This is a genomic window from Bradyrhizobium sp. LjRoot220 (assembly GCF_964252915.1).
GTDB lineage: Bacteria > Pseudomonadota > Alphaproteobacteria > Rhizobiales > Xanthobacteraceae > Bradyrhizobium.
The window spans coordinates 1,807,478-1,820,365 of the sequence record NZ_CAXUPS020000001.1 but is presented as its reverse complement, the minus strand read 5'-3'; the positions used below and the strand labels follow the sequence as shown (position 1 = coordinate 1,820,365).

Below are 12,888 nucleotides of genomic sequence, written 5' to 3'. Positions count from 1 at the left end.
GTGTCAACGCCCGAACCCGGGAGCATCTGCCCTGTCCGCCCGTTCGAAGAGGTTGCGGTGACCATAGCAATCGATAAACCGTCGGCTCAGAAGCTCGACAGCGGATTGATGGCGCTATGCGGTATTGCGTCCTTTTTTCGGATCGCAAGCGACGCGGCCCATCTCAAGCGCGAACTGGCACTGCTGGACCAGGAATCCGCACCAGACGATCTGGTGCGGGCTGCCAGGATCATCGGCCTGAAGGCGCGCGTGGCCGAGAAGATCACCGCCGACCGGCTGCGCCGCGCGCCGCTGCCGGCAGTGGTCCAGTTGCGCGCCGGCAATTTCGTCGTGTTCGTCGCGCGAACCGAAGGCGGAACGTGCCGGCTGGTCGATCCCGTCACCAAGATGGTACGTGAGCTGACGGTTGCCGATCTGTTTGAAGCCATCAAGCCGCATATGGTGCTGGTGGCGCGCCGTTTTCGGGGTGAGGGCATCGATCCCCTGGCTTTCGGGTTCAGCTGGTTCATTCCCTCGATCTGGCGCTACCGGCGGCCGATCGCGCACGTGCTGCTCGCCTCGCTGTTCGTTCAGATATTCGCGCTGGTGACACCGCTGTTCTTTCAGGTGATCATCGACAAGGTGCTGACCCATCGCGCTTACTCGACGCTCTATGTCCTGGTGGCGGGCCTGGCGCTGATCGGGATATTCGACACCATCCTGCAATATCTGCGCACCTATGCGCTGTCGCATTCGTCGAATCGGATCGATGTCGAACTCGGCCGCCGCATGTTCGCGCATCTGATGCGGCTGCCGCTGCACTATTTCGAGACCCGGCCGGCGGGCCAAACCGTGGCGCGGGTTCGCGAGCTCGAGAACATTCGCTCCTTCCTGACCGGGCAGGCGCTGTTCTCCGGCCTCGATCTCATCTTCGCGTTCGTCTTTATCGCGGTGCTGTTCGTCTATTCCTGGTCGCTGGCGCTGATCGTGTTGGCGACCATACCGGTCTACGCCTTGATCGGGATCGTGCTGCGGCCGTTCTTGCGCGACAAGATCAACGAAAAGTTCAACAAGGGCGCGGTCAGTCAGCAATTCCTGGTCGAGACCATCGTCGGCATGTCGACGATCAAGGGCAGTGCCGTCGAGCCGATCATGCAGGCGCAGTGGGAAGATCGGCTGGCGACGTACGTCAAGACCTCGTTCGACGCCACCATGCTGAGCGCCGGTGGCCAGAACGCGATCCAGTATGCGAGCCGGCTGACCACGGCGCTGACCCTGCTGTTCGGGGCCCAGGCCGTGATGAACGGCGAGCTGACCGTCGGCGCCCTGGTGGCCTTCAACATGATCGCCGGCCAGACCATCCAGCCGATCCTTCGCTTGTCCCAGCTCTGGCAGGATTTCCAGCAGGTCCAGATCTCCGTCGAGCGGCTTGGCGACATCCTCAACTATCCCGCCGAAAGCAGCGCGGGGAACACCTTCCTTCCGCCGAGGCCTCATGGCGCCATCGAGCTGAAGCGCATCAAGTTCCACTACCGGCCTGGCACGCCCGACGTGCTGCGCGACGTCTCGCTCGAGATACGTTCCGGCGAGGTCGTGGGCATCGTTGGCCCCTCCGGCTCCGGCAAATCGACCCTGACCAAGCTGGTCCAGCGCCTGTACGTCCCGACCGAAGGCACGATCCTGCTTGACGGAAACGACCTCAGCAATCTCGATCCATCCTGGCTGCGTTCCAACATCGGCGTCGTGATGCAGGAAAACATCCTGTTCAATCGTACCGTGCACGAGAACATCGCGTTCGCCGATCCGGCGCTGTCACGTTCGGAAGTCATGCGGATCGCCCGGCTGACCGGCGCCCATGAATTCATCTCGAAGATGCAGCAGGGCTACGACACGGTCATCGAGGAGCGCGGAGCAAATCTTTCCGGCGGGCAGCGCCAGCGCATTGCGATCGCGCGCGCGCTTGCGACCAATCCGCCGATCCTGATCTTCGATGAAGCGACGAGCGCACTGGATTACGAGAGCGAGCAGATCATTCAGGCCAACATGGCCCAGATCGTCAAGGGGCGAACGGTGATCATCATCGCGCACCGGCTCGCCGCGGTCCGCGGCTGCAATCGCATCGTGGGGCTTTCCGAAGGCCGTGTCGTCGAGGTCGGCTCCCACGATCAATTGCTGGCGCTTCCAGGCGGCCTGTACGCGCGTCTTTGGGCCATCCAATCCGGTCATACCGTGTCATGAAGCAGAAATTCACCGGGTTCTTCAAACGACGCTCCGCCGCGATGACGGACCGGGAATTCCTGCCGGCCGCGCTGGAGATTCTCGATACCCCGCCGTCGCCGGTTCAAATGTCGCTCATCCTCATTATCTGCGGCTTCTTCACCATTGCGCTGTTGTGGGCGTTCTTCGGCCGTATCGACATCATCGCGATCGCTCAAGGCAAGTTGCAGCCGACCGGCCGCGTCAAGGTTATCCAGCCTTTCGAGACCAGCCGCGTGCTGGCGATCCGCGGCCAGAACGGTTTGCAGGTCAGAGAGGGCGACGTGCTGGTCGAGCTCGATGCACGAGAAGCCAGCGCCGATGTTGCGGCCTTTTCCGCTGACCTGTGGTCGTACCGCGCCGACGTGCTTCGCCGGGAAGCCTCGATCGGCGCCGCGCGTGCCAACCGGATCGAGACGTCGCCGTCAATCGCCTGGCCCGCCGAGATCCCGGCGAGCATCAGATTGCGGGAGGAGCGGGTCCTCGTGGCGGACCTGGTGCGCCTCAATGCGCAGGTCGCCAGCTTTGGTGCGCAATCCGAACAAAAACGCGCCGAGCGGCAACGGATCGCGACGATGATCGTCCAGCAGAAAGAGCTGCTCGATACCCTTCAGCAGCGGGTCAACATGAAGCTGGAACTGGTGGCGCGGGATGCCGGCTCCAAATCCAACGTGATGGATGCCCTGGAATCCCTGCAATCGCAACGCACCACGCTGGCGCAGCAGGTCGGGCAGCTGGCCGAAGCCGAGGCAAACCTGGATGTCATCGCCAAGGAGCTCCAGAAGACGTTCGAGATATTCGTCGCTGAAAATGCGCAGCGGCTGGCCGAGTCGGAACGCCAGGCCGGCGATCTCGCTGAAAAGCTCGTCAAGGCCAAGGCGCGCCTCAGCCATTCGATCCTGCAGAGTCCGATCGACGGCGTGATCCAGGCCTCGACCCTGACCACCGTTGGACAGGTCGTGGGGTCGGGTGAAGAACTGATGCGCGTTGTGCCGGCTGACGCGATCCTGGAGATCGAGTGCTATCTGCCAAACAAGGACATCGGCTTCGTAAAGGAAGGGCAGGAAGCGATCATCAAGATCGATTCCTTCCCGTTCACCCGCTATGGCACCATCAAGGCCCGCGTCACCCGGGTTGCGCGCGACGCCATTCCCGAGCCTGATGCGGCGCAGCAGGAAGCCAACCCGACCAAGTCGGGGCGAAGCGGCGGTCAGGCCGGCGCGCAGCGCACGCAGAATCTGGTGTTTCCGGTGACGCTGCAGCCGGAATCCAGAACGATCAATGTGGACGGGGTGCTGGCGCCGCTCGGAGCCGGCATGGCGGTGACGGCGGAGATCCGCACCGGCGATCGCCGCATCCTCGAATACGTGTTTTCTCCGCTGACGCAAATCGCGTCCGAGGCCATGCGCGAGAGGTGATCGCGCTTCGCCTAACGTGCGCAAACTGAGATATGCCTTTGTCTTTCGCGCGTTAAAAAATCAGGATTCCCCGTAAATCACCTTTCGCAGTTGGTCGAAGGGTGTGCCCTTTGGGGAACAGTATCGTTCTCAATTCCGGCTACCATGTTCCCCAGTAATTTCACGAAAGGTGCTCATTATGAAGAAACTTCTCATTGCAGCTGCGGCAGTAGTTGCATTGTCTGCACCTGCGGTCGCGGCCGATATGGCCCCCCGTTACGTGAAAGCTCCGGCCCCGGCTCCCGTTGTCTACAACTGGACTGGTTGCTACATCGGCGGCAACATCGGCGGGGGCTGGGAACGCACCCGGCAAACCCGGACTGGTCAGCAGACCGCCGCTGGTGTGTTCACCGCGTTGCCGGCTGATTTCGGCTCCAGCGATGGCAGCGACTTCGTCGGCGGTGGCCAGATCGGTTGCGACTATCAGTTCGCCAACAACTGGGTGATCGGCATCCAGGGCATGTACGATTACGCCAGGATTGACAGCACGCACGTCATTCCGGCTTTTTTCCCGCTGTTCAACTCGAACGTCCGCGTCAAGGACATGTATACCGTGACCGGCCGCCTCGGTTATCTCTTCACGCCACAGCTGCTGGGCTATGTGAAGGGTGGCGGCGCCTGGACGTCAGTCGATTATGTAATCAATGGCACATTCCCCGTTGCCTTCAACGCTGAAAACGCGTTCGGCGTGAATCGTTCCGGCTGGACTGTCGGTGGCGGTCTCGAATGGATGTTCGCTCCCGGCTGGTCGGTGTTCGGCGAATTCAACTATATGGATTTTGGCACCAAGACCTCGGTCTACGCAATCGGTCGGGACGCGGTCCCAGGCCCCTTCGGCACGGATGTCGTCAGCAGCAAGCTCGAGGTTACGCAGTTCCTGGCAGGTGTGAACTACAAGTTCAACTTCGGTGGCCCGGTCGTCGCCAAGTACTGAGTTAAGTACTGAGTTCTTCCGCGATCAATCAAAAGCCCCGGCACCGACCGGGGCTTTTTTGTTGTGTGCCGAGTATGAACGGCGGCCTGGAGGTGAAGGTGCGCTGGCCAGCCTGAAGGCAGCGAAGGATGAGCGCGGCGCAAGGGCGTCATCGCAAGATGGGGTCTGAGGAAGGCGCGGACGAGTGGTTCAAACGGCGGTCGCGCGCCATTTCCTGGAAGCCGTGGAAGACGAGACCCGCTCGCTTTGCTGAGTTACGATGCTGCGGCCCAGCTTCTTCAGATCACTTAGGGGCTTGCGGCCGGGGAAAGTGTCAATTCGCGCGGCAAGGCTCCCGGCCTGCTCAGGGGTGCAAAAGGCTTGCGTTCTTAACCGAGCGCAAAAGCCAGCAAGCTCGAGCACAGCAGCACCAGGCTGGCTGTGGTCAGTGCGAGGAATCCGTTAGAGACCAAATCGTGGTTGCGCATGATACACCTGCCACTCTGGATGCTCGTCCGAATTTATTAAACCTTTCCGAATCTCCCGCCTCGAAAGAGGTGATGCGTCTTTCCGCCCGAGGCCAAGCCACAGGCAGGGCCCGAAACTCAGGCCCGGGAACGATAACCTTCAAACGCATGGGCCAGGAAAATCCCCACGCTCACCAGGCCCATTACCGCTGTAACCGTCTCAATCATCGCACAAATCCTTTGCGCCCCTGCACCCACAGAACGACTGCGCCGTTGCACAGTCAAAAAGATTCAGCGGCCGAAACGACAGATCCGGGACGAGTGATGATTTGCTGCAACAGATTGTCTGAAAGCGGGACAGGGCAGGGATGCCTCGGCCATAGTCTGCGGGCGAACGTCACAATGAAGCCCGTAAATCGCCGGATACACAGGGAGATCCAGCGCGGCCATTGGAGTTAGCAACCATTGATTCACCACGGCGGCGTGCACCCCATTTTCGCCGCGTTCGGGTTGCGATATCTTCACGACTTGGTGCGGAGGTGGGCCGTATCAAGGAATCAGGCCGTGCGAGTCGCAACGTAGGCACGCAGGCCGCTGGAATGGTAATTGGGGCGAATGGGGATCCGACAGTCAACTTCGATGGTCCGGGTGGTGCGCAGCGCCGCTGCGGTGGGTGCCTGCCTCGTCCTCGCCAACTGCGGCTCGTCGGGCAAGTTCGCCAGCCGCGTCGATCCCAAATACGGCGTTTCCTCCAGCCCCCGGGTGGTGGCGATGGGCGAGCCCGTGCCGAAGGGCGGCGGGACCTACCGTATCGGTAAACCCTACACGGTGGCCGGCCGGGTCTACGTACCCGAGGAAGACCCTGACTATCGCGCGGAAGGCATGGCCTCCTGGTACGGCGATGATTTCCATGGCCGGCTGACCGCCAATGGCGAAGTGTTCGATATGCTGTCGCTGACCGCAGCCCATCCGACGCTGCCAATCCCGAGCTACGCGCGCGTCACCAATCTGCGGAACGGCAAATCCCTGGTCGTTCGCGTCAATGACCGTGGTCCCTATCATGGCAACCGCCTCATAGACGTCTCGAACAAGGCCGCCGAACTACTTGATTTCAAAAGCAATGGCGTCGCCAAGGTCCGCGTCGAATATGTCGGGCGGGCTCCCTTGGAGGGTTCCGACGACCGCCAGCTGATGGCGACCCTGCGGACCGGTGTTCCGGCACCGTCGCCGTCCACGGTGCGGGTGGCTTCTGCGCGGCCGTTCGTCCCCGAAATGCCGTCATCCGCGGGCCGGATCCGGGGCGAGGTTCCGATGCCGGAAGGGCGGCCCTACAGCCTCGGCAACAGCTCGGCCGATTACGCCTCAAGCAATGCGACCTCGGAACTGTCGGCCTCCAGCCGTTCCCGCGGCCGGGCTTTGGAAAATCCACGTGCGGTGTCGTACGAGAACGAGCCGGGCTATGCGGCCGCGCCGCGCGCGGCCTATCTGCCGATTGATCCGCGGGGGCCGAGCGAGGTCCTGAGCGGGCGCGGGCTCTACTGATTCTTCAAGAAGGCGATCAAGGCGGCGTTGACCGCGTCGGGGCGTTCCTGCTGGACCCAGTGACCGGCGCCCTCGATGATCAGCTTCTGCCGCAGGTTCGGCAGTATCCGCTCCAGTTCGGGGACGCGCTTGGCGCCGATCAGGCCGGTGATGACGGAATCTTTCGATCCCGCAACGAATAAGGACGGCTGATGGATCTGGGCGCCCTGCCAGGGGGCGGTCAGTTCCCAGTTGCGGTCGAGATTGCGGTACCAGTTCAGTCCGCCGCGAAAGCCGGATTCCCGATAGATCTTGGCAAAATAGGCGATGTCGGCCTCATCGAGCCAATCCGGCAGCTGCTCGACGGGGCTGATATTGCCGAGAAAGCCCTTGCCCTCGGTGATGTAGAGCGCGGCCGGATCGGAGACGCCGCGCCCAAGCACCAGGCGCATGGTCAAGGCGACATCCCGCTCGAACTCGGCTTCGGCAACGCCGGGGGTTTGAAAGTACTGCCAGTAGAAATTGGTGATTCCACCTTCGCGCAGGCTCTCCAGCGGCCGGCTGCGGCCGCGGAACGGTGGCGGCACGCTGAGGCCGGCCACCTTCGTGAAGATGTCGGGGCGGAACAGCGCCGCATGCCAGGCGACCGGCGCGCCCCAGTCATGGCCGACAATGACCGCCTGCGTTTCGCCAAGCGCCGACACCAGTGCGACCATGTCGCCGACATGGTCGAAGATGCTGTAGGCGGCAACATCGGCGGGCGCGCTGCTGCGACCAAACCCGCGCATATCGGGCGCCACGACATGGAAGCCGGCAGCCGCGAGCGCAGGAATCTGGTGCCGCCACGAATACGACAGTTCCGGCCAGCCATGACAGAGCAGCACCAGCGGACCCTGGCCTTGCTCAAGCACAAACAGTTCAATCCCGTTGGCGGAAATGGTGCGTGAGGATGGCATCGCGTTTCCGCCCTGTTTTTCGTATCCTGTCGGGGAAATTGCAGCGTGCGCAGGATACGGTCGTTCGTTTGCCCCCGCAATCGGCTGCTCCATAAGCCCGAAAACCTGTGTTGTTTGCGATACTTCCAACTGTTAGAAGGCCGGGATTCAGGACATTGCCGATGGCTGCCGAGAAACCCGTTTCCCGCAAATCCGACGCCGCGGCCGCTCACTTGTGGCGCGGCCTGATCGCGGTCGCGCTGGCACTGGCCGTCGGCTGGGGCGGGATGGTCTATGCCGCCAACAACAGCGTGCAGGGTGGCAAGAAGGAGGTGGAAGGCGGCTTTGACGGCGACGCCCCGACCGCGATCCTGATCGAGGCCGGTAGCGGCAGCGTGCTGTTCGAAAAGAACGCCGACGAGCTGCGGGCACCGTCCAGCATGCTGAAGCTGATGACGACCGAGGTGGTGTTCAACGCCGTCAAGACCGGCAAGGTCAAACTCACCGACGAATACCGCATCAGTGAAAACGCCTGGCGCAAGGGCGGCGCGCCGGCGGGCGGCTCGACCATGTTTGCCATCCTCAACAGCAAGGTTTCGGTCGAGGACCTCCTCAAGGGCGCGATCATCCAGAGCGGCAATGATTCCTGCATCGCGCTCGCCGAGGGGATGGCGGGAAACGAGAAGATCTTTGCCGCCGAATTCATGACCAAGCGGGCGCGCGAGCTCGGCATGACCAGATCGACCTTCGGCAATTCCAACGGGCTGCCCGATCCCGCCAACCGCATGACGGTCCGGGAGCTGGCCAACCTCTCGCGCCATATCATCCTGACCTATCCGGACATGTACAAACTGTTCGCCGAGAAGGAATTTACCTGGAACAAGATCCGGCAGCAGAACCGCAATCCGCTGTTGAACTCGCTCAATGGCGCCGACGGCCTCAAGACCGGCTACACCAAGGACGGCGGCTACGGCATGGTCGGCTCCGCGGTGCAGAACGACACCAGGCTGATCGTCGTGATCAACGGGCTCGACGATCCCGATGATCGCGCGTCCGAAGCCAAGAAAATGCTGGAATGGGGCTTTCGCAATTTCGAGGCGCGGACGCTGTTCGCGGCCAACCAGCCGGTCGGATACGCCAAGGTGTTCGGCGGTGAAAGCCGCTCGGTCAAGCTCGCGAGCCCCGCGCCGATCAAGGTGATGATGCCGAAACAGGGCAACGAAAAGCTGATCGCGCGCATCGTCTATAGCGGACCGGTGCGGGCGCCGGTGGCCGAAGGCCAGCCGGTCGGCGTGGTGCGGGTCTGGCGCGGCGCCAACGTCGCGATGGAAGCGCCGGTCTATGCCGCGGAGGCGATCGCGACCGGCTCGACGATGCGCCGCGCGGTCGACGGCGTCAGCGAACTCGTCATCGGCATGTTCCGCGCGAGCGCAGAGAAGCTCTGACCATGGCGGACGCAACGATTAGCCGGCCTTCGGGACGCGGAAAATTCATTTCGTTCGAAGGCGGCGAGGGCTCCGGCAAGTCCACGCAGATCAAGAAGCTCGCCGACCGCCTTGCTACCGCAAAACTGCGCGCCATCGTCACCCGCGAGCCCGGCGGATCGCCGGGCGCCGAGATCATCCGTCATCTTGTGCTGTCAGGCATGGGCAAGCTGCTGGGGCCGGAGGCGGAAACGCTGCTGTTCGCCGCTGCCCGCGACGACCATGTGCGCACGGTCATTCAGCCCGCGCTCAGTCAGGGGCTCTGGGTGCTGTGCGACCGGTTCTCGGATTCGACGCGGGCCTATCAGGGCCGGCTGGGGCAGGTTTCGCCCGCCGTGCTCAACGCCATGCAGCGCGTCACCATCGGCGACCTCAAGCCGGACATGACCATCATCCTCGATATTCCCGTTGAAGTCGGCCTCAAGCGCGCCGCCGCCCGCCGCGGCACCGGCGCGCCCGACCGTTTCGAGGCGGAGGATGTCAAATTCCATCAGGACCTGCGCGATGCCTACAGGCAGATCGCCGCCGAAGATCCGCAGCGCTGCGTGCTGATCGACGCCAATGCCGATGCCGACACGGTTGGCGACCGGGTCTGGAAGGCGCTACGCGATCATCTGTTTGCCATTCCCTCGACGGTGAGTTCCGCATGAGCGCCCGCAAGATCGAGCAGGAGACCACGGTCCGGCATCCCCGCGAAACGCCTGATCTGTTCGGGCATCGCGAGGCGGAGACGGCGCTGCTGAATGCCTACCGCAGCGGCCGCATCCCGCACGCATGGCTGATCGGCGGCGCGCAGGGCATCGGCAAGGCGACGCTGGCCTATCGGATGGCGCGGTTCGTGCTGACGCATCCCAATCCGCTGTCGCCATCGGTGCAGCGCGCGGAGACGCTGGCCGTCGATTCCGCCGATCCCGTTGCCCGGCAGGTCACCAATGGCGCCCATGGCGGGCTGCTGGTGCTGGAGCGCAGCCTGAACGACCGCGGCGTGATGCGCACGGTCATCACCGTGGATGAGACGCGCGAGACGATCTCGTTCTTCGGCTCGACCGCGGCGGTCGATGGCTGGCGGGTCTGCATCGTCGATACTGTCGACGAACTCAATCCGAACGCCGCCAACGCGCTGCTCAAGATTCTCGAGGAGCCGCCGCAGCGATCGCTGTTCCTGCTCGTCAGCCATTCGCCGGCGCGGGCGCTGCCGACCATTCTGTCCCGCTGCCGCAAACTGCCGCTGCGTCCGCTCGCCACCGACGACGTGATCCGCGCCGCCACGCAGGCCGCGAACCGGGCGGCCGATGATCCCGCGCTTGCGGAAGCTGCCGAGGCGGCGGAGGGCAGCGTGGCCCGCGCGGTCACATTGCTCGGCGGCGATGCGCTCAAGCTGCAGCAACGGACCGCGGCATTGCTGGCGACCCTGCCGCAGGTCGATCCTCGCGAGCTGCACGCGCTCGGTGACGCGCTCGGCGGCACCGACCGCGTCGCACTCGCCGCCTTCATCGACGGTGTCGATCGCTGGATCGGCGAAAAGCTGCGCGCGGACGATGCCAACGCCAACCTGCCGCGCCTTGCACGGCTGGCGGAGGTATGGGAAAAGATCATCCGTGCCGCGCGCGATACCGAATCGTACAATCTGGAACGAAAACCGCTGGTTTTCTCGGTATTCGGGATGCTCGCGGAAGCCACGCGGTAACGCTCCGCCTGAGATCAATCCCGACAATCTGATTTGAACGTCCAAAGGAAATTCGTCGTGGCGAAGGCCAAGAAGAAAAAGAAGACAAAAGCTAAGAAGGCCACCGAGGCGGCTGCGCCGAAAAGGCGCGTGAGGAAAAAGGCGCCTGCCGCAAAGAAAGCCAAGAAAGCCGCAAAGAAAAAAAAGCCAGCAGGGAAGGCTGACGTAAAGCCCGCTCCGCAACAGTCCGCAAAAAAGTCCGTCAAGAAGGCAGCGAAGAATGCGACGTCAAAAGATGTCATCTCTACGCCGAGGCCAACGGGAGTTGTAAAGACGGCCGCGAAGCCTAAGGCCAGCACCACGACAGCGAAGACAACCAGAGACGTTGCACCGAAGACGCGCGCGAAGGCAAGCGAGTCTGAAACTAAGCGAAATGCTGCAGGGAAGAAAAAATCCACCAAGAAAACTGGAGAGCAGTCGGTTCCGCAAAAGGCCGAAGAAAAATCCGTAAAGAAGTCCACAAAGAAAGCTAAATCAAAAGACGTTGTCTCTCCGCCAGAGCCAACAGTCATTGTCGAAAAGACGATTACAAGACCAAAGGCCAGGAAAGCAAAAGCTGCTCCGGTAGCAACGCCCGCGCCGGTCCCGTCGCGCGAAAATATCTTCTACATCACGACAGCGATCGCTTATCCAAACGGACTCCCGCATATTGGCCACGCCTATGAAGCGATCGCGACCGATGCACTGGCGCGCTTTCAGCGGCTCGACGGCAAGGATGTGTTTTTCCTCACCGGAACCGACGAGCACGGACTGAAGATGATCCAGACCGCGGAGAGCGAAGGCCTCGGCGTCGCCGAACTCGCTGCGCGCAATGCCGGGCGGTTCAGGGAGATGGACGAGCGGCTGAACGTTTCGTTCGACCGCTTCATCCGCACGACGGAGCCGGAGCATCATCATTCAGTCCAGGTAGTTTGGAACCGGATGCAGCAGAATGGCGACATCTACATCGACGCCTATTCCGGTTGGTATTCGGTGCGCGACGAAGCCTATTACGCCGAGGAGGAAACCGTCGTCGGCGAAGATAATGTGCGCCGCGGCCCGCAGGGCTCGCCGGTCGAATGGGTTGAGGAGAAGAGTTACTTCTTCAAACTGTCAGCCTATCAGGACAGGCTGCTGGCACTTTATGAAAGCCAGCCCGATTTCATCGGACCGGATTCTCGCCGCAACGAAGTCATCAGTTTCGTCAAGGGTGGCCTGAAGGACCTGTCGATCTCACGCACCACGTTCGACTGGGGCGTCAAGGTTCCGAACGACCCCGAGCATGTGATGTATGTCTGGGTCGATGCGTTGACCAATTACATTACCGGCGTCGGCTTCCCGGACGAGAGCAGCGCCAACTGGCGCTACTGGCCGGCCGACGTGCATATCATTGGCAAGGACATCATCCGCTTTCACGCAGTATACTGGCCTGCTTTCCTGATGTCGGCAGGCATTCCCGTGCAGAAGCGCGTCTATGCCCACGGCTTCCTGTTCAACAGGGGCGAGAAGATGTCGAAATCGGTCGGCAACGTCGTCGACCCCTTCAATCTGGCCGACCAATACGGCGTCGATCAGATGCGCTATTTCTTCCTACGCGAGGTACCGTTCGGACAGGACGGCAACTACAACCATGAAGCCATCGTCGCGCGCATCAATGCCGATCTCGCCAACGATCTCGGCAATCTGGCGCAGCGTTCGCTGTCGATGATCGCAAAGCAGCTCGATGGCGTCCTGCCGGAGCCCGGCGAATTCAGCGAGAGCGACAGAGCGATCCTGGCCCAAGCCGATGCCATGCTGGAGCCGTCGCGGACCGCAATGGCGAGCCAGCAGATTCATCAATGGTTGAACACGGTGTGGGCCGTGGTGGCCGAGGCCAACCGCTACTTTGCGGGCGAGGCGCCCTGGGCGCTAGCGAAGACCGATCCGGCACGGCAGAAAACCGTACTGTACGTGACGGCCGAAGTAGTTCGCCAGATCGCCATATTAGCTCAACCCGCAATGCCGGAAGCTTCGGCGAAGCTGTTGGATAGCCTCGAAATCCCCACGGATGCGCGTAACTTTGCGGCATTAGGCGCGACGAAGCGTATTGCGCCAGGCGTCCAGTTGCCGGCGCCGGTCGGGGTGTTTCCGCGCTACGTCGAACCAAAGGCAGATTGATCGGTTCGAACGCC

The 12,888-nt window shown here is 62.3% G+C and carries 9 protein-coding genes; 8 read left to right on the top strand and 1 reads right to left on the bottom strand.

Annotated features, from left to right (window positions below; all coding sequences use genetic code 11):
• Nucleotides 1–69: 69 nt before the first annotated feature.
• The 4 genes from ACSQ84_RS08165 (at nucleotide 70) to ACSQ84_RS08150 (ending at nucleotide 6,614) form a co-directional block, all read left to right on the top strand.
• Nucleotides 70–2,217 carry a peptidase domain-containing ABC transporter gene (locus ACSQ84_RS08165; protein ID WP_436211204.1) on the top strand — a complete coding sequence of 716 codons (2,148 nt, stop codon included), beginning with the start codon at nucleotides 70–72 and terminating at the stop codon, nucleotides 2,215–2,217.
• Nucleotides 2,214–3,653 (top strand): HlyD family type I secretion periplasmic adaptor subunit, encoded by a 1,440-nt coding sequence (locus tag ACSQ84_RS08160; RefSeq protein WP_436211087.1) that lies wholly within the window; start codon nucleotides 2,214–2,216, stop codon nucleotides 3,651–3,653. Before ACSQ84_RS08165 ends, ACSQ84_RS08160 begins: the two co-directional genes overlap by 4 nt.
• 178 nt (nucleotides 3,654–3,831) lie before the next feature.
• Complete coding sequence (locus tag ACSQ84_RS08155) at nucleotides 3,832–4,626, top strand: outer membrane protein (protein ID WP_436211086.1); 795 nt, start codon at nucleotides 3,832–3,834, stop codon at nucleotides 4,624–4,626.
• A gap of 1,061 nt (nucleotides 4,627–5,687) precedes the next feature.
• Entirely contained in the window at nucleotides 5,688–6,614 is a 927-nt protein-coding gene (locus tag ACSQ84_RS08150) for a septal ring lytic transglycosylase RlpA family protein (protein WP_436211085.1), read from the top strand.
• On the opposite strand, the gene ACSQ84_RS08145 is transcribed toward ACSQ84_RS08150, so the two are convergent.
• Nucleotides 6,608–7,549 carry an alpha/beta fold hydrolase gene (locus ACSQ84_RS08145; protein WP_436211084.1) on the bottom strand — a complete coding sequence of 314 codons (942 nt, stop codon included), beginning with the start codon at nucleotides 7,547–7,549 and terminating at the stop codon, nucleotides 6,608–6,610. The two genes, ACSQ84_RS08150 and ACSQ84_RS08145, sit on opposite strands and share 7 nt — an antisense overlap.
• A 161-nt stretch (nucleotides 7,550–7,710) precedes the next feature.
• Between ACSQ84_RS08145 and ACSQ84_RS08140 the strand changes: the two genes are divergently transcribed.
• Genes ACSQ84_RS08140 through metG form a run of 4 tightly spaced genes read left to right on the top strand, consistent with a single transcriptional unit; the run spans nucleotide 7,711 to nucleotide 12,874 of the window.
• On the top strand, nucleotides 7,711–8,973 hold the full coding sequence (locus ACSQ84_RS08140; protein WP_436211083.1) for a D-alanyl-D-alanine carboxypeptidase family protein: 1,263 nt from the start codon (nucleotides 7,711–7,713) through the stop codon (nucleotides 8,971–8,973).
• Between the two features lie 2 nt (nucleotides 8,974–8,975).
• Complete coding sequence (tmk, locus tag ACSQ84_RS08135; RefSeq protein WP_436211082.1) at nucleotides 8,976–9,662, top strand: dTMP kinase; 687 nt, start codon at nucleotides 8,976–8,978, stop codon at nucleotides 9,660–9,662.
• Nucleotides 9,659–10,699: a DNA polymerase III subunit delta' gene (locus ACSQ84_RS08130; protein ID WP_436211081.1), complete on the top strand. Its 1,041-nt coding sequence runs from the start codon at nucleotides 9,659–9,661 to the stop codon at nucleotides 10,697–10,699. Before tmk ends, ACSQ84_RS08130 begins: the two co-directional genes overlap by 4 nt.
• A gap of 57 nt (nucleotides 10,700–10,756) precedes the next feature.
• Nucleotides 10,757–12,874 carry a methionine--tRNA ligase gene (gene metG, locus ACSQ84_RS08125; protein WP_436211080.1) on the top strand — a complete coding sequence of 706 codons (2,118 nt, stop codon included), beginning with the start codon at nucleotides 10,757–10,759 and terminating at the stop codon, nucleotides 12,872–12,874.
• Nucleotides 12,875–12,888: the final 14 nt, after the last annotated feature.